This is a genomic window from Pantoea stewartii subsp. stewartii, assembly GCF_008801695.1.
GTDB lineage: Bacteria > Pseudomonadota > Gammaproteobacteria > Enterobacterales > Enterobacteriaceae > Pantoea > Pantoea stewartii.
The window spans coordinates 17,989-36,616 of the sequence record NZ_VZPF01000024.1 but is presented as its reverse complement, the minus strand read 5'-3'; the positions used below and the strand labels follow the sequence as shown (position 1 = coordinate 36,616).

Here is an 18,628-nt window from a genome sequence, read left to right as displayed (position 1 = left end):
TTCATTGATTGAAAAAGGGCAATAATATTATTGCCCTTAATTTTGTAAAAATAAGCCTCTTGTTTATTTTTTCTGTATAAATGCTCATAAACTTGTTTCTTCTCTCTTCATCTTGACGGTGAACCTGTCAAATTTGACCATTTGGTCAAAATTCATAGCCTTCTCAGGCAGAATAATGCTTCTCAACGATGAGCAAACGATTATTTGATTGTGTTTGCCCCTGTTTTTGTCCCTTATCCTCTTTTTTTCCGCTCTGAGCCTGAAAAGATGTTAAAAAAGTGGCTTCAGGGTGGACAAGTACCAGAGCGATCATTAGAATGCGCGCAATTTGCCAAAAATTGACCACTCAGGCCGTTTTTGCATTGATTCAGATCATCATTATGAATTAATATGCAGATATTGTGACTGTTTATTCCCTGGAGGATGTTTTGATTAAGTCAGCGCTCTTGGTTCTGGAAGACGGAACCCAATTCCACGGTCGGGCCATCGGGGCTACAGGGTCGGCAGTGGGGGAAGTCGTTTTCAATACGTCAATGACTGGTTATCAAGAAATCCTCACTGATCCTTCCTATTCTCGTCAAATCGTTACTCTCACTTATCCCCATATCGGCAACGTTGGTGCCAACCCCGCCGATGAAGAATCCAGTCAGATTCACGCTCAGGGGCTTGTCATTCGGGACCTGCCACTTATTGCCAGCAACTACCGCAGCGAAGAGAGCCTGTCAGCCTATCTGCAGCGCAATAACATTGTTGCTATTGCCGATATTGATACACGTAAGCTGACGCGTCTGCTGCGCGAGAAAGGCGCACAGAATGGCTGCATTATCGCGGGCGACAATCCGGATGCCGCTCTGGCCTTACAGAAAGCGCAGGCCTTCCCGGGGTTGAAAGGGATGGATCTGGCGAAGGAAGTGACGACGGCAGAAACCTATACCTGGTTGCAGGGGAGCTGGACGCTGGAAGGGGATTTACCTGCGCAGACGTCAGCAGAAGCGCTGCCCTACCATGTTGTGGCTTACGATTATGGCGCTAAGCGCAATATTCTGCGCATGCTGGTCGACCGCGGCTGCCGTCTGACGGTTGTCCCGGCTAAAACGCCCGCCGAAACCGTTCTGGCGATGAATCCGGATGGTATCTTCCTGTCAAACGGTCCGGGTGATCCGGAGCCCTGCGATTACGCCATTGAGGCGATTGAAGCCTTTCTGAAAACCGACATTCCGGTGTTTGGCATTTGCCTTGGCCACCAGTTGCTGGCACTGGCTAGCGGCGCAAAAACCGTAAAAATGAAGCTGGGTCACCACGGTGGTAACCACCCGGTGAAAGATCTCGATAACAATCGCGTCATGATTACGGCACAGAACCACGGCTTTGCGGTGGATGAAACCCATCTGCCCGCCAATCTGCGGGTAACGCATATTTCGCTGTTTGATAAAACCGTGCAGGGTATCCATCGCACCGACAAGCCTGCGTTCAGCTTCCAGGGCCATCCTGAAGCCAGCCCGGGACCGGGTGATGCCGCACCGTTATTTGACCACTTTATCGAGTTGATTGACGCATTCCGTTCGAAAGCAAAGTAATCAGGAGCTAATCATGCCAAAACGTACAGATATAAAATCCATCCTGATTCTTGGTGCCGGTCCGATTGTGATCGGTCAGGCCTGCGAATTCGACTATTCCGGTGCCCAGGCCTGTAAAGCCCTGCGCGAAGAGGGTTACCGCGTCATTCTGGTGAACTCGAACCCGGCGACCATTATGACCGACCCGGAAATGGCCGATGCAACCTACATCGAGCCGATTCACTGGGAAGTGGTACGTAAGATTATTGAGAAAGAGCGCCCGGATGCGGTGTTGCCAACCATGGGCGGCCAGACGGCGCTGAACTGTGCGCTGGAGCTGGAACGTCAGGGCGTTCTTGACGAGTTTGGCGTAACCATGATCGGTGCCACGGCCGATGCGATCGATAAAGCGGAAGACCGCCGCCGCTTCGACGTGGCGATGAAAAGCATTGGTCTGGATACGGCGCGCTCCGGTATCGCACATACGATGGAAGAAGCGCTGGCAGTGGCTGCCGATGTCGGCTTCCCCTGCATTATTCGTCCGTCGTTCACTATGGGCGGCACCGGTGGCGGTATCGCGTATAACCGCGAAGAGTTTGAAGAGATCTGCGAACGCGGACTCGATCTTTCGCCTACCAACGAGCTGTTAATCGACGAATCGCTGATTGGCTGGAAAGAGTATGAGATGGAAGTTGTGCGTGACAAAAACGACAACTGCATCATTGTCTGCTCTATCGAAAACTTTGACGCCATGGGCATTCACACCGGTGACTCCATTACGGTGGCGCCCGCACAGACGCTGACCGACAAAGAGTACCAGATCATGCGTAACGCCTCGCTGGCGGTACTGCGTGAGATCGGCGTGGAAACCGGTGGCTCCAACGTCCAGTTCGCGGTGAACCCGAAAAATGGCCGTCTGATCGTCATCGAGATGAACCCGCGTGTGTCACGCTCTTCAGCGCTGGCATCGAAGGCCACCGGATTCCCGATTGCAAAAGTGGCCGCGAAACTGGCGGTAGGCTTTACGCTGGATGAACTGATGAACGATATCACTGGGGGACGCACACCAGCCTCGTTCGAGCCGTCTATCGATTATGTCGTGACAAAAATTCCTCGCTTCAACTTTGAAAAATTTGCCGGTGCGAATGACCGTCTGACCACCCAGATGAAATCGGTGGGTGAAGTCATGGCGATTGGCCGTACTTTCCAGGAGTCGGTGCAGAAAGCACTGCGTGGTCTGGAAGTGGGAGCTAATGGTTTTGACCCGAAAGTGCATCTGGATGATGCGGAAGCGTTGACCCGCATTCGTCGTGAGCTGAAAGATGCCGGTTCGGATCGTATCTGGTACATCGCGGACGCGTTCCGTGCAGGCATGTCGGTCGATGGCGTATTTAATCTTACCAATATTGATCGCTGGTTCCTGGTGCAGATTGAAGAGCTGGTTCGCCTGGAAGAGCAGGTAGCGCGTGAAGGCATCAATGGCCTTAACGCGGATTTCCTGCGCGCGCTGAAGCGCAAAGGTTTTGCCGACGCACGTCTGGCAGCCCTGGCGGGCGTCGCGGAAGGCGAGATTCGTAAACTGCGTCAGCAGCATCATCTTCACCCAGTCTATAAGCGCGTGGATACCTGTGCGGCGGAATTTGCAACAGACACCGCTTATATGTACTCCACCTATGAAGAAGAGTGCGAAGCTCATCCTAATCAGGATCGCGACAAGATTATGGTGCTGGGTGGCGGACCAAACCGTATTGGTCAGGGCATTGAGTTTGACTACTGCTGTGTCCACGCAGCACTGGCGCTGCGTGAAGATGGCTATGAAACCATCATGGTCAACTGTAACCCGGAAACCGTGTCCACCGATTACGACACTTCTGACCGCCTCTACTTTGAACCTGTCACGCTGGAAGACGTGCTGGAAATCGTGCGCATCGAAAAACCGAAAGGCGTTATCGTGCAGTACGGTGGACAAACGCCACTGAAACTGGCTCGCGCGCTGGAAGCGGCAGGTGTGCCGGTCATTGGCACCAGCCCGGATGCCATCGATCGCGCAGAAGACCGTGAACGTTTTCAGCAGGCGGTTGACCGTCTGAGTCTGAAGCAGCCAGCTAACGCCACCGTTACCACGCTGGAGCAGGCGGTTGAAAAAGCGGCGGGCATTGGTTATCCGCTGGTGGTCCGCCCGTCTTATGTCCTGGGCGGACGCGCCATGGAAATTGTCTACGACGAAATCGACCTGAAACGCTATTTCCAGACGGCGGTGTCAGTGTCCAACGATGCGCCGGTCTTGCTGGATCGCTTCCTGGATGATGCCGTCGAAGTCGATGTGGATGCTATCTGCGACGGTGAGCGCGTGCTGATCGGCGGTATCATGGAACATATCGAGCAGGCTGGCGTTCACTCGGGTGACTCGGCCTGTTCTCTGCCGGCCTACACTTTGAGTCAGGATATTCAGAATGTCATGCGTCAGCAGGTTGAAAAACTGGCGTTTGAGCTGAATGTGCGTGGCCTGATGAACGTACAGTTTGCGGTCAAAGACAACGAAGTTTACCTGATTGAAGTTAACCCGCGTGCGGCGCGTACCGTCCCGTTCGTGTCAAAAGCAACCGGCGTTCCGCTGGCAAAAGTGGCAGCCCGCGTAATGGCAGGCAAAACGCTGGCGGAGCAGGGCGTCACCAAAGAGGTGATTCCACCTTACTACTCTGTCAAAGAAGTGGTGCTGCCGTTTAACAAATTCCAGGGCGTTGACCCGATTCTGGGACCTGAAATGCGTTCAACCGGGGAAGTCATGGGCGTGGGCCGTACCTTTGCCGAGGCGTTTGCCAAGGCGATGCTGGGTGCGCAAAGCAACATGAAGAAAACCGGACGTGCGCTGCTGTCCGTTCGTGAAGGCGACAAGAAACGTATCGTTGACCTCGCGGCGAAGTTGCAGAAGTTTGGTTTTGAACTGGATGCGACGCACGGTACGGCTGTGGTACTGGGCGAGGCCGGTATTAACCCGCGCCTGGTGAATAAGGTTCACGAAGGCCGCCCGCACATTCAGGACCGCCTGAAAAACGGTGAGTACGCCTATATCGTAAATACTACAGCAGGTCGCCAGGCGATTGAAGACTCCAAGCTGATTCGTCGCAGCGCACTGCAATATAAGGTGCATTACGACACGACGCTGAACGGTGGCTTCGCAACGGCAATGGCGCTAAATGCCGATCCAACCGAAAAAGTCATTTCGGTGCAGGAGATGCATGCGCAAATCCTTGCGCATAAATAGCGCAGACTGAGCGCTCAGGCCCCTGTCTGGAGCATCTGCCATAAGCAGAGCGCTTCTGGCAGGGGCTTTTTAAAATCGGTTAGTTTCAATGCGGTGTTGTAAGAAGAAACAGGGTCAGACTTCGGATAAATAATATTATCGTTACCTTTAACCCAAATTTTAAAACGTCTGATTTAAAAGCGGACTGAATAAAAGTCATATAGCCCAACTGTAACGGATTCAGGCCAAAAGAATTTGATTTAATTATTATCAAATCATGCCTGATTCGCTTTTTCGCACGAATTTATAATACAAAGTACTACCAAGTCATGCATGGCCAATGTAATATCCTGCCCGCTCATGAAGAGAGCGTAAACAGGATATTCATAACAATGAAAGCGCGTAATTTTGCACTGAGTGCAGTGGCTGCACTGTTGGCTCTGGTCACGTTTTCCAGCCAGGCTGAAATCACTCTTCTTAAACAAGACCCACAAGCAGGCGATCCCCTTAGCCGTCTCGATTTCAAATTTGGTGGCAGCATTCGCCCCCAGTTTAATCATCAAACCGGCGTCAACGATAAATCTTACAAGCGTAATGGCTTTGACGGCGGATCCCGTTTCCGTTTCAGCGCCGACTACTACCTGTTCGATGATATTAGCTGGACCAGCTACTATGAACTGGGCGTTAACATTCCGGCCGTGTTCAACTGGGATAATCACTACGCTAAAGGTGCGCACGAGACTACTCGCCGCCAGCTTTATACCGGCCTGAAAAGTAAAACCTGGGGCCAGTTAACCTTTGGTCAGCAGAACAGCGTTTATTACGATGTTGTGGGTGCCAAGACGGATATCTGGGATTACGACATGCTGGCCCAGGCACCGGGCAACGGCATTAACGGTGATTACGATGGTTCCTACCGTTCTCGTAAGCAGCTGAAATACAAAAACAGTTATGGGGCGGTCGATCTTTACGCCTCTTACCTGTTTAGCGATAACGAGTATCTGCCGGGCAACGGGCTGCGCTATAAGCGCCAGGGCGGTGGCTCGCTGGGTGTGAATTACAATATTACGCCTACCCTGGCATGGGGCACGGCCTGGAACTACACCCGCGCCAGCATGCGTAATCCTGCTACTGGCAACAGTAAAGATTACGACCAAAACATTTTTGGAACAGCATTGAGCTGGACGCCAGGTAACTGGACCCTGTCAGCAGGGGGTGGCTGGTACCAAAACTTCCTGACCACCAAACAGCGCAACGTGAATAACTATTTTGCGGATGATGCCTGGGGCATCGAATATTACGCCGGATATAAAATCCCGGTGGCGCAATATGGTGTCAAAGCCGTTCAGCCTTATGTCATGGGTGACCGTTTAGAATATGCGAATGGCCGTAACTACCAGCGCATCGACAATGGTCTGGGCGTAACGCTGTTCCTTGACTATGGTTTCCGTGTAGATTACGAACACGTCTTCACGTCCAGCACGGATAATCAGGGCGACATGAATCTGGTTCGCTTCCGCTACGATTTCTGATAATCCCAACTGCTCCGTCTGGAGCCGTTTTATTCTCTGTGTTTATCACGCACTCACGTCATTATCTGGCGATTTAAGGGTTATAACCGCGATTTTTGCGGAGTAAAACCCTGTACAAACTCTGAAAGGCGGTGTCTATGCCGCTTTATTTAAGAAGCCCGTTCCTGCTATCGACGAAGGTTTAACCTTTACGTATCATGGCGCCTGTTTTTTTTCAGCGAGCTTTTTAACATGATTAGTCTTATCGCGGCATTAGCAGCAGATCGCATTATTGGAATGGAAAACGCCATGCCGTGGGACCTGCCTGCAGATCTGGCGTGGTTTAAGCGCAACACACTGAAAAAGCCCGTCATTATGGGCAGGCTGACTTTTGAATCGATTGGCCGGCCTTTACCGGGCCGGTTGAATATTGTGGTCAGCAGTAAACCCGGTCACGCAGAAGGCGTTACCTGGGTAACGTCGCTGGATGACGCAGTAAATGCTGCGGGCGAAGCTGAAGAGATCATGGTCATTGGCGGCGGCCGCATTTATGAACAGATGTTAGCCCGCGCTGACCGCCTTTATCTGACGCATATTGATGCTGAAGTAGAAGGGGATACCCAGTTCCCGGACTACGAACCGGATGAATGGCATTCTACCTTTAGCGAATTCCATGACGCTGACGAGCAGAATTCGCACAGCTACTGCTTCGAGATCCTCGAACGACGTCGTTAATGGGGGATCGAAAAACGCCTTGTTGTTGGGACAAGGCGTTTTTATGGCGGTGGATCAGCTGGCTGACTGTTGGGGTGACAGATCGTCTGGTACAGAAAGCTGGCGGTTGGAAGGCTGAACATAATAACGCTGCGTTTCCCAGTGCAGCAGGGTCAGATTCCCACCCCAGCAGCAACCGGTATCCAGACCGATAATGCCCTCTGGTGTCCCTTTGCCTTCCAGTGATGCCCAGTGCCCAAACACAATGGTGTGATCGCGGGCAACGGGCCCTTCAATCGTAAACCAGGGTTTAAGCGGTAGCGGCGCTGATTCAGGCGCATCCTTACAAATCATATCAAGCTGTCCGTTTGGGAAGCAAAAACGCATACGGGTCAGCGCGTTAGTAGAGAAACGTAGCCGCGCCAGGCCGGACAGGGATTCGCTCCAGTTATTCGGCATGTCGCCATACATGGCATCAAGGAACAGCGGATAGCTGTCACTGGCCAGGACGGCTTCGACTTCACGCGCGCAGCGTTGCGCCGTCTCCAGATCCCACTGCGGCGTAATGCCCGCATGGCCCATCACCAGCTTCTTTTCTTCATCAACCTGCAGCAGAGGCTGCCGACGTAGCCAGTTGATCAATTCATCTGCGTCTTCCGCTTCCAGCAGTGGCGTCAGGCGATCTTTAGGTTTATTGCGGCTGATGCCGGCATAAACGGCCAGCAAATGCAGATCGTGATTGCCCAGAACCAGGCGAACGCTGTCTCCCAGCGATTTGACGTAGCGTAGTACCTCCAGCGAGCCGGGCCCACGTGCGACCAGATCACCTGTCAGCCACAAGGTATCCTGACCAGGATCATAGTTCACCTGGTTTAGCAGAGCACGTAATTCATCATAACAACCGTGAACGTCGCCAATCAGGTAAGTATTCATTGTGAATTATCCAACAAAAAACAGTCGCCCGTTAGTCGGGCGAAAGGCATCAGGTTCAGTGAATATGGCTTTCAACAGCCAGGCGGAAAACGGGGATGTCGACGTGAAACGTATCGCCTTGCTCATCCACCATCACATAGTGGCCCTGCATCGTGCCCATAGGCGTTTCAAGCACCGCGCCACTGGTATATTGGTATTCACTACCGGACGCAATGTGTGGTTGTTCACCGATTACGCCTTCACCCTGAACTTCTGTTTCACGTCCATTGCCGTTGGTGATCAACCAGTAGCGCCCGAGCAGTTGCACAGAGGAGCGGCCTAAATTGCGGATCGTAACGGTATAAGCAAAAACATAACGCTCTTCTTCCGGTGAGGATTGCGAGGCGACATAAAGGCTTTGGACGTGGATCGATACGCGGGCCGGTTCACTCATAGGTTACTCCTGCGGTTTATCCAGATGGTCTGCCAACCAGTTTGCTAACTGACAATATTGCGCAACCGACACGTTTTCTGCACGCAGGCCCGTATCGATCGACAAGTCTTCCAGCGCACCCGCAGTCACCATATGGCTCAGGCTGTTACGCAGCGTTTTACGACGTTGGCCGAACGCTTCCGTGGTAATACGGCTTAAAATACGCACGTCTTTTACCGGATGCGGTGGCGTCATAAAAGGCACCAAACGTACTACCGCTGAATCCACCTTAGGAGGCGGCGTAAAAGCGTGCGGTGGCACTTCCAGCACTGGGATGACCTGGCAGTAATACTGCGCCATGACGCTCAGGCGACCATATGCTTTGCTGCCCGGACCGGCCACCAGGCGATTAACCATTTCTTTCTGTAGCATGAAGTGCATATCTTTAATCGAACCAGTATAGCTGAACAGATGAAACATCAGCGGGGTCGAAATGTTGTAGGGCAGATTACCAAAGACGCGTAGCGGCTGGCCTTTCTCTTTAGCCAGCGCGGCAAAATCAAAGGTCATGGCATCCTGCTGATAAATCGTCAGCTTAGGACCTAAAAACGGATGTGTCTGCAGGCGGGCTGCCAGATCGCGGTCAAGCTCCACAACCGTTAAGCTGTCGAGACGTTCGCCGACCGGTTCTGTCAGGGCACCAAGGCCCGGTCCAATCTCGACTAACGCTTCGTCGCGTTGCGGATGAATGGCGGAGACAATGCTGTCGATAATGTATTGATCGTTCAGGAAGTTCTGCCCGAAACGTTTACGGGCGTAGTGCCCCTGATGGACGCGATTATTCATTACTGCTCTTGATCATAGTGATGGCGAGATTAAGCGCCGTGATAAAGCTGCCCGCGTCAGCCTGACCCAGCCCGGCTAGTTCAAGCGCGGTGCCGTGATCGACTGAGGTACGGATAAACGGCAGGCCGAGGGTAATATTTACCGCGCGACCAAATCCCTGAAATTTGAGAACCGGTAAGCCCTGATCGTGATACATCGCCAGCACCGCATCGGCATGTTGCAGATATTTGGGCTGGAAAAGTGTGTCCGCGGGCAATGGGCCAGTCAGCTGAATACCCTGCTGGCGGAGTTCATTCAGTGCCGGGATAATCGTGTCTATCTCTTCCCGACCCATGTGGCCGCCTTCACCCGCATGAGGATTCAGCCCACAGACAAAAATATGCGGCTGGGCGATCGCGAATTTCTCTTTGAGATCCTGATGCAGGATCGTGATCACTTCATGCAGGCAATCCCGGGTGACGGCGTCAGCGACCGCTTTTAACGGCAGGTGCGTGGTCGCAAGCGCGACGCGTAACTGCTCTGTTGCCAGCATCATGACCACGCGGTGCGCGCCTGCACGCTCGGCAAAGAATTCGGTATGGCCTGTAAACGGTATCCCCGCGTCATTGATCACGCCCTTGTGCACAGGGCCGGTAATCAATGCAGCAAACTCACCGGACAAGCAGCCGTCGCAGGCGCGAGCCAGCGTTTCCAGTACATAGTGACCGTTGTCGACACAAAGCGTACCGGGTGTGACGGGCTGCGGGAGTTCAACGGGAAGGACGGTGAGTGTACCGGCCTGCTGGGGCGCTGGAGGCTCTGCAGAATCGTAGAGACGCAGGGTCAGAGGCAAACCCAGCAATGCGGCGCGCTGCAGCAAGAGCTGGGGAGACGCACAAACGACCAGCTCAACAGGCCAGGCCTGTTGAGCCAGTTGCACAGCCAGATCGGGACCAATCCCGGCGGGTTCGCCGGGCGTAATCACCACACGACAATCACTGCGCATTGTTATCCAGAATTTTCACGTAAGCCCCTGCACGTTGCTCCTGCATCCAGGTCTGCGCTTCTTCCGCGAACTTGCGGTTGAACAGCATGCGGTAAGCAAGCTCTTTCTGGGCTGCATCCGTTTTATCAACCTGACGCGTGTCCAGCAACTGAATCAAATGCCAGCCGAAAGAGGAATGAACGGGCTGGCTCATTTCCCCTTTTTTCAGGCGTAGCAGCGCATCGCGGAACGCCGGGTCAAAGACTTCAGGCGAGGTCCATCCCAGATCGCCGCCCTGGTTAGCCGAGCCCGGATCGTCAGAGAATTGTTTTGCGGCGGCCGCAAAGGTGGTTTTACCGCTGCGGATATCGGCGGCAATTTGTTCCAGCTTCGCGCGGGCCTGATCGTCAGTCATGATCGGTGACGGCTTCAGCAGAATATGGCGTGCGTGCACCTCGGTGACAGAGATGTTTTTGCTTTCGCCACGCAAATCGTTCACTTTCAGAATATGGAAGCCCACACCGGAACGAATCGGACCAACGATATCGCCTTTTTTCGCCGTGGCCAGAGCCTGAGCAAACAGCGTCGGCAGCTCTTCAATTTTTGACCAGCCCATATTGCCGCCTTTCAGGGCCTGGGAGTCAGCGGAGTAGGTAACGGCCAGTTTGCCGAAATCAGCACCGCCCTTCAGTTCGCTCACCAGCTGTTTTGCCAGTTTTTCCTGATCGTCAACCTGCTGTTGTGTCGGGTTTTCAGGCAGCGGCAGAAGAATGGTGCTGATATTCATCTCAGTCCCTTGAGTATTCTGCGCACCCACCTGTTTTGCCAGCGTATCCACTTCCTGTGGCAGGATGGTGACGCGACGGCGGACTTCGTTATTACGGACTTCAGAGATCAGCATCTCTTTACGAATCTGCGACCGATACGTGTTGTAGTCCATACCGTCATAGGCCAGACGACTGCGCAGCTGATCGAGGGTCATGTGGTTTTGAGCGGCAATATTCTGAATGGCCTGATCCAGCTGCTGATCGCTGATTTGCAAACCGGCTTTATCGCCTAACTGCAGAATGATCGCGTCCATAATCTCACGCTCAAGGATCTGATGGCGTAAGGTTTTATCGTCCGGTAGCTGCTGGCCGGCCTGTTTCGCCTGAGATTTAACGGTGTTCATCATGCTGTCCACGTCACTCTCAAGGACCACGCCGTTATTAACCACAGCTGCAACTTTATCAACCACTTGTGGTGCTGCGAACACGGTGTTGGCACTGATCGCCACACCAAGAATCAGCATTCTCCAGTTCTTCATACTTTATCCATTATTGGTTCCGCACTGCGGGATTGCCTGTCAAACATCACAACATCAGAATGCACGCTGGTAAGGGATGATTCCCTGACTCAGCATCTGGCCAGTGCCCAGGCCATAATTCGAGCTCAGGCCACGTAACTCAATGTTGAATGAGATTTGGTTGTCGTACTTACTGTCGTTGTTTTCCCAACCGTTGATTTTACGTTCATATCCCAGACGAATCGCGTAGCAACACGAGCTGTACTGCAGGCCAACCAGCTGTGATGCCGGGCGATTATTGCGCGTATCGTAGTAATACGCGCCAACCACCGACCAGGCATCATGAATTGGCCAACTTGCCGTGGTGCCAACCTGTGAAATCCCGTTTTTATAAATCGGGTTATTCACCAGTGAGCTGTCGTTAAGCGCAGAAGCAACATACTCCGGGCTGCTGTAACGGTAGCTCAACTGCACCATACGGTCAGCATCACGACGGTATTCCAGCACGGTATTGCCCTGCGCCACGTTATTCAGGCGGGTATCGTATTGCAGCCCGCCACGCACGCCCCAGCGTTCGCTGATCTTCCAGTACGTATCCCCGGCCCAAAGAAGACTGCCGGTATCGTCATCTTTATTGGTCTGGTTAACGCCTGTACGCGAAGGCGTGAACGAATAGATTTGACCCACAGAAACGTTAAAACGTTCAACCAGATCATTATCATAAATTCGTGTAGTCACACCGGTCGCGACCTGGTTCGCTGAGGCGATGCGATCCAGACCGCTGTAAGAGCGATCGCGGAACAGGCCGGTGTAGTCCGTTTGCAGCAGCGTGGAGTCGTAAGGATAGATGTCGCTCTGGTCCCGATACGGGATATACAGGTACTGAACCCTTGGCTCCAGCGTTTGGGTGTAACCCTGTGCCCAGTCCATATCACGATCAAATACCATGCGCCCATCAACTTTAAACTGCGGTAATGTGCGGTTGACGGAGTCTTTCAGGACACCGCTGGTAGTGCTGGTGGGGGCAAAGTTAGCGTTGTAGTAATCAACATCTTTTTGCTGATAGTGCGTGGCCAGAAATTTGGCTTCAGTATCCAGGCTGGCCCAGCTGTTTGATAACGGCAGATCGAGCGTAGGTTCAACATGTAAACGCGTGGTTTCGGGGAAACTGCTGTTCACGTTAGTAAACTTTACGGCCTGGGCATAGATGCGGGTGTCAAACGGGCCGACATCGTTCTGGTACCAGTTCAGGTCCAGTTGCGGAAAGGCACGATAGACATTGCTGTTACTGGTATTACCAAAAATCTGGAAATCTTTGGTCGACAGGGTTGCGTCCCAGTTAGTATCCGCATAACCGACGCTGAATTTCTGTGAGGCATAGCCGTCAGTCGAGCTGTAATAAGGCGACGTCAGATCGTTGAAGTAATACTGATCGCTGACTTTGGTATAGTCGGCGTTAAAGCGCCAGTGCTGGTCATATACACCGGCATGGCGCCAGTAAAATAACCAGCGATCCGAATTGTCACTTTGGGCTATGCCGCGCGCTGCTTTTTCATTGTCGTACTGCTTATCCGACGCCAGGTAATCAAATTCGACCAGACCTGCGCCCGCTTCTGTGAGGTAACGGAATTCGTTCTGCAATTGCAGACCACGTTTACTCATATAGTGCGGCGTAATGGTGGCATCGGCCTGAGGCGCGATGTTCCAGTAGTAAGGCAGAATAAACTCGAAACCATTATTGCTGCCGTATTTGGCATTAGGGATCAGGAAGCCTGAGCGGCGACGGTCGCCCAGCGGCAACTGCAGATACGGGCTGTAGAATACCGGGACGGAACCGAGCTTAAAGCGCGCGTTCCAGATCTCTGCCACTTCTTCCTGGCGATCCTGAATGATTTCGGACCCCGCCACGCTCCAGCTGTTACTGCCGGGCAGACAGGACGTGAAGGTGCCGTTTTCCATGATGGTGTAACGGTTTTGTCCACGCAGCTTCATTTGATCGCCCGTACCCCGCCCCTGGCGGCCGACCATCTGATAATCACCGTCCCAGACGTTAGTATCTTTGGTGTTAAGATTCGACCAGGCTTTCGGACCTTTCAGGATGACCTGATTATCGTCGTAGTGCACATTACCTAGCGCATCGACGGTCCGGACGGGCGTCGTCTGACCTTCTGGCTGGCGTTGATGAAGTTGCACCTCATCAGCCAGCATGCGGCTGTTGCCCTGGCTGACGTCTACATCACCTTTGAAAATGGCATCATCAGGATAGTTGCCTTTCACGGAATCCGAGTGAATAGTAACGGGCAACTGATTGGGATCGCCATTGACCAGAGGGCGATTATAACTCGGCACGCCTAACATACACTGCGACATTAAATCGTCGGCGAAGGCTTGCTGGCTAATGGCTGCGCCGATCAGGGTGGCCAGCAGAGTAGGTATACGTTTTTTCATACGCGGTATCGAGAATTCCATGAAAACTGGCATCATGCCGACAATCGGGTCAGAGACTAACGCACTGCCTGGCGTTGCGCCAGTGTTAATCCTTTTCTGTCCGCGCTGCCGTTAGGCGCTGAGATAAATGACAGGTATGATAATGCAATTTTCAGCCGTAAGCATGGCGAATTGAGGAGTTTATGCGCTACTGGGGAAAAGTTATAGGTCTGGTGCTGGGATTATTGTCTGGCGCGGGCTTTTGGGGAATTGTAATCGGCCTGATCATTGGGCATGGATTTGACAAGGTTCGCGGCGCACAAAGCAAGGCGTACTTTTCAAACACCCAGACCCGACAGTCACTGTTTTTCAGCACCACGTTTCAGGTGATGGGGCATTTAACCAAATCGAAAGGGCGCGTAACGGAAGCGGACATCCAGATTGCGTCTCTGTTTATGGACCGCATGCAGCTTCACGGTGAGGCGCGTACTGCCGCACAACGTGCTTTTCGTGAGGGCAAACAGGGCGAATATCCGTTGCGGACCAAACTGCGCGAATTACGCAGTGCCTGCTTTGGTCGTTTTGACCTGATTCGGATGTTTCTGGAAATTCAGATTCAGGCCGCGTTTGCCGACGGCACACTGCATCCCAACGAACGTCAGGTCCTGTACGTTATTGGTGAAGAGTTGGGCATTTCACACAGCCAGTTCGATCAGTTTCTGCGCATGATGGAAGGCGGCCAGCAGTTTGGCGGCGGCCGCAGTTATTCTCAAGGCGGTTTCCAGCAGGCACAACGCGGTCCTACGCTGGACGATGCCTGTAATGTACTGGGCGTGAAAAGCAGTGATGATGCCACTACCATCAAGCGAGCCTATCGCAAACTGATGAGTGAGCACCATCCCGATAAGCTGGTGGCAAAAGGGTTACCGCCAGAAATGATGGAAATGGCCAAACAGAAAGCGCAGGACATCCAGTCGGCTTACGATCTGATTCGCAAAGAAAAAGGCTTTAAGTAAGCGGCGTGCGCCCCGGTGATTCATCCGCGGGGCGCGCGAGTCATAAACGGGCCGGTCAGAAATCGGCGGGCTGCTTGAAGGTCATCGCACTGCCAAACGCAGGATGCGTGATGGTCAGCGATTCGGCATGCAGCAGAAGCCGGCTTGCCATTGCCCTGGCTTCCGGGTGAGCATAAAAACCGTCCCCAAGTATCGGATGGCCCAGCGCCAGCATATGCACGCGCAACTGGTGCGAACGGCCGGTAATGGGCTTCAACGTGACGCGTGCGCTGTTATCGTCCCGATATTCCACCACCTGATACTCGGTTTGTGCCGACTTACCCGTCTCAAAACACACTTTCTGTTTTGGCCGGTTGGGCCAGTCACAAATCAAGGGCAAATCCACCAGGCCTTTTTCCTCTGCCGGATGTCCCCAGACCTGAGCGACATAGGTTTTGGCGGGCTCGCGCTCGCGAAACTGACGTTTTAGTTCACGCTCGGCGGCTTTCGTCAGTGCGACGACAATCACGCCGCTGGTGGCCATATCCAGCCGATGCACCGATTCGGCTTCAGGATAATCCCGCTGGATCCGCGTCATCACGCTGTCTTTGTGCGCCTCAAGTCGACCCGGCACGGAAAGCAGGCCGCTGGGCTTATTCACCACCATGATGTGCGCATCCTGATAGAGAATGTGCAGCCAGGGCTCAAGCGGCGGATTATAGGGTTCCATACATTATTCCAAAAAAGAGGGCCTTGCGGCCCTGAACTTACTGATGCGTAACCACAATCAGACGCAGCGCATCCAGGCGCCAGGTGGCTTCATCCAAACTTTCCAGCACCTGCTCGCGATTGCTTTCCAGCGCGTCAACTTCATCGTCACGAATATTGGGGTTGACGGCTTTCAGGGCTTCCAGACGCGATAACTCGGCCCCCAGCTTTTCACTCGCTTCGCGCCGTGCCGTATCGATTATGGCACTTGCTTCACTGACGACTTCTTTTTCCGCCAGGGTAAGAATAGCGTGAACATCCTGCTGAACGGCGTTCACCAGCTTACTGCCTGTATGGCGGTTGACCGCATTCAACTGACGGTTGAAGCTCTCGAACTCCACTTTACCTGCCAGGTTAGTGCCCTTGCGATCTAACAGCAAACGCAGAGGCGTTGGCGGCAGGAAACGGGTTAACTGCAGATGCTTAGGTGCCTGAGATTCCACCACGTAAATCAGTTCTACCAGCAGCGTGCCGACAGGCAATGCCTTATTCTTCAGCAGCGACAGCGCACAACTGCCCGTGTCGCCCGACAGGATCAGATCCAGGCCGTTACGGATCAGCGGATGTTCCCAGGTAATAAACTGGGTATCTTCACGCGACAGGGCCTGATCGCGGTTGAACGTGATGGTGCAACCGTCTTCAGGTAAGCCCGGGAAATCCGGGACTAACATATGATCTGACGGCGTCAGCACAATCAGGTTATCGCTACGATCTTCCTGATTGATGCCCACGATATCAAACAGATTCAGGGCAAAGTTGACCAGCTCGGTGTCGTTATCCTGCTCGGCAATGGTATTCGCCAGCATCTGCGCGGCGTCGCCGCCGTTCGAGTTCAACTCCAGTAACCGATCCCGACCTTGTTCAAGCTGAGATTTCAGCGCGTCATGCTGTTTACGGCAGGCGTCGATAAAGTCATCAAAGCCTTCACTGTTTTCCGGCGCAGCCAGATAATTAATCAGTTCAGCGTGCACGCTGTCATAGAGGGTTCTGCCGGTCGGACAGGTGTGCTCAAAGGCATCCAGCCCTTCGTGATACCAGCGCAGCAGGACCGCCTGAGCGGTTTTTTCCAGCCATGGCACCAGAATCTGAATGTCATGCGCCTGACCGATACGATCCAGACGTCCGATGCGCTGCTCCAGCAGATCCGGGTTAAACGGCAGATCGAACATAACCAGGCGGCTGGCGAACTGGAAGTTACGGCCTTCAGAGCCGATTTCTGAACACAGCAGAACCTGTGCGCCGTTTTCTTCTGAGGCAAACCAGGCCGCAGCCCGATCGCGTTCAATAATCGACAGCCCTTCGTGGAATACGGCGGCACGGATACCTTCACGCTCGCGTAATACCTGCTCCAGTTGCAGAGCGGTTGCGGCCTGCGCGCAAATCACCAGCACCTTCTCTTTACGGTTGCTGGTCAGATAGCCCATAAGCCATTTTACACGTGGATCGAAGTTCCACCAGGTGCCGGTGTCGCCTTCAAACTCTTGATAAATCTGCTCCGGATAGAGCAGGTCGCGCGCGCGTTCTTCGGCGCTTTTACGCGCGCCCATGATGCTGGAAACTTTGATGGCCGTCTGGTACTGAGCCGGCAACGGCAGGCGAATGGTATGCAATTCCCGTTTCGGGAAGCCCTTCACGCCGTTACGAGTGTTACGGAACAACACGCGGCTGGTGCCGTGGCGATCCATCAGCATGGAAATGAGTTCCTGGCGCGCCTCTTGTTTGCCCTCGCGGTCACTGTTGGCGACCTGTAGCAGCGGTTCGATATCCTGCTCGCCAACCAGCTCATTGATCATATTCATCTCGTCTTGCGAGATGGGATTATCCGCCAGCAGGGAGGTGACCGCATCGGCAATCGGACGGAAATGCTGTTGCTCTTCGACGAAGGCGGCGAAGTCGTGAAAACGATCGGGATCGAGCAGGCGCAGGCGTGCGAAGTGGCTTTCCATGCCCAGCTGTTCTGGCGTGGCGGTCAGTAGCAGTACGCCTGGTATGTTTTCGGCCAGCTTTTCAATGGCCTGGTATTCACGACTTGGCTCACCTTCAGACCAGGCCAGGTGATGCGCTTCATCGACCACCAGGAGATCCCAGTCCGCGTCGGCCAGCTTATCAAGACGCAGCTTATTGCGACGAACAAAGTCCAGCGAACAGATAATCAGTTGTTCCGTGTCGAAGGCATTGTCGCTGTCGTGCTGGGCTTCGGCGTAACGATCGTCATCGAACAGCGCAAAGCGCAGGTTGAAGCGGCGCAGCATTTCAACCAGCCACTGATGTTGCAGCGTTTCTGGTACCACAATCAGTACGCGCTCAGCGCGGCCAGCCAACAGTTGCTGCTGAATGATCATACCGGCTTCGATGGTTTTACCCAGACCCACTTCATCCGCCAGCAGAACGCGCGGTGCATGGCGACGGCCCACATCATGGGCGATATGCAACTGGTGGGGAATCAGGTTGGTACGCATCCCACGCAGGCCACTGACGGGCAGGCGGTACTGTTCACTTTGATATTTACGCGCACGAAAACGCAGGGCGAAGCGATCCATGCGATCGAGCTGGCCAGCGAACAGACGATCCTGGGGCTTGCTGAACACCAGTTTGCTGTCGAGCATGACTTCACGCAGCATCACGTTGGTTTCTTCAGTATCCAGGCGCGTACCGATATAGGTTATCAGGTCATTGTCATTACGGACTTCATCCACCCGCATTTGCCAGCCCTCATGGCTGGTCACGGTATCGCCCGGGTTAAAAATCACGCGGGTGACGGGCGAGTCGCTGCGAGCGTAGAGGCGATTTTCCCCTGTGGCCGGGAAGAGCAGCGTGATCATGCGAGTATCGATCGCCACCACGGTACCTAATCCCAGTTCACTTTCTGTATCACTAATCCAACGCTGACCTAATGTAAAAACCATATAATTTTTGCTCGAATTTTTAACGTTTTTGAAGGTGTTCCCCATTCTCAGGCAATAGCATGTCAAC

General features: G+C 53.4%; 13 protein-coding genes. 5 read left to right on the top strand and 8 right to left on the bottom strand.

What is annotated here, in order from left to right; genetic code table 11:
* Positions 1 to 428 precede the first annotated feature (428 nt).
* The 4 genes from carA to folA all read left to right on the top strand — a co-directional run bounded on the left by carA (position 429) and on the right by folA (position 7,046).
* Positions 429 to 1,577 carry a glutamine-hydrolyzing carbamoyl-phosphate synthase small subunit gene (gene carA / locus F7Q90_RS08955; protein ID WP_006117640.1) on the top strand — a complete coding sequence of 383 codons (1,149 nt, stop codon included), beginning with the start codon at positions 429 to 431 and terminating at the stop codon, positions 1,575 to 1,577.
* Positions 1,578 to 1,590: 13 nt separating this feature from the next.
* Positions 1,591 to 4,821, top strand: coding sequence for a carbamoyl-phosphate synthase large subunit (carB, locus tag F7Q90_RS08950; RefSeq protein WP_006117641.1), 3,231 nt, complete (start codon positions 1,591 to 1,593; stop codon positions 4,819 to 4,821).
* A gap of 371 nt (positions 4,822 to 5,192) precedes the next feature.
* Positions 5,193 to 6,332: a porin gene (locus tag F7Q90_RS08945; RefSeq protein ID WP_006117642.1), complete on the top strand. Its 1,140-nt coding sequence runs from the start codon at positions 5,193 to 5,195 to the stop codon at positions 6,330 to 6,332.
* 231 nt (positions 6,333 to 6,563) lie between these two features.
* Positions 6,564 to 7,046, top strand: a complete 483-nt coding sequence (folA, locus tag F7Q90_RS08940) for a type 3 dihydrofolate reductase (RefSeq protein WP_006117643.1) — start codon at positions 6,564 to 6,566, stop codon at positions 7,044 to 7,046.
* Between the two features lie 54 nt (positions 7,047 to 7,100).
* Here the strand turns inward: folA and apaH are convergent, their stop codons facing one another.
* The 6 genes from apaH to lptD are packed head-to-tail and all read right to left on the bottom strand — an operon-like array spanning position 7,101 to position 13,913.
* Positions 7,101 to 7,958, bottom strand: a complete 858-nt coding sequence (gene apaH / locus F7Q90_RS08935) for a bis(5'-nucleosyl)-tetraphosphatase (symmetrical) ApaH (protein ID WP_006117644.1) — start codon at positions 7,956 to 7,958, stop codon at positions 7,101 to 7,103.
* A 55-nt stretch (positions 7,959 to 8,013) separates the two neighbouring features.
* Positions 8,014 to 8,391 carry a Co2+/Mg2+ efflux protein ApaG gene (gene apaG, locus F7Q90_RS08930; protein ID WP_006117645.1) on the bottom strand — a complete coding sequence of 126 codons (378 nt, stop codon included), beginning with the start codon at positions 8,389 to 8,391 and terminating at the stop codon, positions 8,014 to 8,016.
* A gap of 3 nt (positions 8,392 to 8,394) precedes the next feature.
* Complete coding sequence (gene rsmA / locus F7Q90_RS08925) at positions 8,395 to 9,216, bottom strand: 16S rRNA (adenine(1518)-N(6)/adenine(1519)-N(6))-dimethyltransferase RsmA (RefSeq protein WP_006117646.1); 822 nt, start codon at positions 9,214 to 9,216, stop codon at positions 8,395 to 8,397.
* A complete protein-coding gene (pdxA, locus tag F7Q90_RS08920) occupies positions 9,209 to 10,201 on the bottom strand; it encodes a 4-hydroxythreonine-4-phosphate dehydrogenase PdxA (protein ID WP_006117647.1) in 993 nt (330 codons plus the stop codon). The genes rsmA and pdxA overlap by 8 nt, the downstream gene beginning before the upstream one ends.
* Positions 10,191 to 11,486 carry a peptidylprolyl isomerase SurA gene (gene surA / locus F7Q90_RS08915; protein WP_006117648.1) on the bottom strand — a complete coding sequence of 432 codons (1,296 nt, stop codon included), beginning with the start codon at positions 11,484 to 11,486 and terminating at the stop codon, positions 10,191 to 10,193. The genes pdxA and surA overlap by 11 nt, the downstream gene beginning before the upstream one ends.
* Before the next feature lie 54 nt (positions 11,487 to 11,540).
* The gene (gene lptD, locus F7Q90_RS08910; protein ID WP_006117649.1) at positions 11,541 to 13,913 is read right to left on the bottom strand and encodes an LPS assembly protein LptD; all 2,373 of its coding nucleotides are present in this window, start codon (positions 13,911 to 13,913) and stop codon (positions 11,541 to 11,543) included.
* A 182-nt stretch (positions 13,914 to 14,095) separates the two neighbouring features.
* On the opposite strand from lptD, the gene djlA reads away from it, so the two are divergent.
* The gene (gene djlA / locus F7Q90_RS08905) at positions 14,096 to 14,908 is read left to right on the top strand and encodes a co-chaperone DjlA (protein ID WP_006117650.1); all 813 of its coding nucleotides are present in this window, start codon (positions 14,096 to 14,098) and stop codon (positions 14,906 to 14,908) included.
* A 55-nt stretch (positions 14,909 to 14,963) separates the two neighbouring features.
* Here djlA and rluA read toward each other — a convergent pair whose 3' ends face one another.
* Both rluA and rapA read right to left on the bottom strand, forming a co-directional pair.
* Positions 14,964 to 15,617, bottom strand: coding sequence for a bifunctional tRNA pseudouridine(32) synthase/23S rRNA pseudouridine(746) synthase RluA (gene rluA, locus F7Q90_RS08900; protein WP_006117651.1), 654 nt, complete (start codon positions 15,615 to 15,617; stop codon positions 14,964 to 14,966).
* A 37-nt stretch (positions 15,618 to 15,654) separates the two neighbouring features.
* Entirely contained in the window at positions 15,655 to 18,561 is a 2,907-nt protein-coding gene (gene rapA, locus F7Q90_RS08895; RefSeq protein ID WP_006117652.1) for an RNA polymerase-associated protein RapA, read from the bottom strand.
* Positions 18,562 to 18,628: the final 67 nt, after the last annotated feature.

Coding starts and splice junctions, on each gene's coding strand:
- F7Q90_RS08945 (WP_006117642.1), top strand. CDS start 5,193: ATGAAAGCGCGTAATTTTGCACTGAGTGCAGTGGCTGCACTGTTGGCT.
- surA (WP_006117648.1), bottom strand. CDS start 11,486: ATGAAGAACTGGAGAATGCTGATTCTTGGTGTGGCGATCAGTGCCAAC.
- rluA (WP_006117651.1), bottom strand. CDS start 15,617: ATGGAACCCTATAATCCGCCGCTTGAGCCCTGGCTGCACATTCTCTAT.
- rsmA (WP_006117646.1), bottom strand. CDS start 9,216: ATGAATAATCGCGTCCATCAGGGGCACTACGCCCGTAAACGTTTCGGG.
- pdxA (WP_006117647.1), bottom strand. CDS start 10,201: ATGCGCAGTGATTGTCGTGTGGTGATTACGCCCGGCGAACCCGCCGGG.
- apaH (WP_006117644.1), bottom strand. CDS start 7,958: ATGAATACTTACCTGATTGGCGACGTTCACGGTTGTTATGATGAATTA.
- apaG (WP_006117645.1), bottom strand. CDS start 8,391: ATGAGTGAACCGGCCCGCGTATCGATCCACGTCCAAAGCCTTTATGTC.
- folA (WP_006117643.1), top strand. CDS start 6,564: ATGATTAGTCTTATCGCGGCATTAGCAGCAGATCGCATTATTGGAATG.
- carB (WP_006117641.1), top strand. CDS start 1,591: ATGCCAAAACGTACAGATATAAAATCCATCCTGATTCTTGGTGCCGGT.
- lptD (WP_006117649.1), bottom strand. CDS start 13,913: ATGAAAAAACGTATACCTACTCTGCTGGCCACCCTGATCGGCGCAGCC.
- djlA (WP_006117650.1), top strand. CDS start 14,096: ATGCGCTACTGGGGAAAAGTTATAGGTCTGGTGCTGGGATTATTGTCT.
- rapA (WP_006117652.1), bottom strand. CDS start 18,561: ATGGTTTTTACATTAGGTCAGCGTTGGATTAGTGATACAGAAAGTGAA.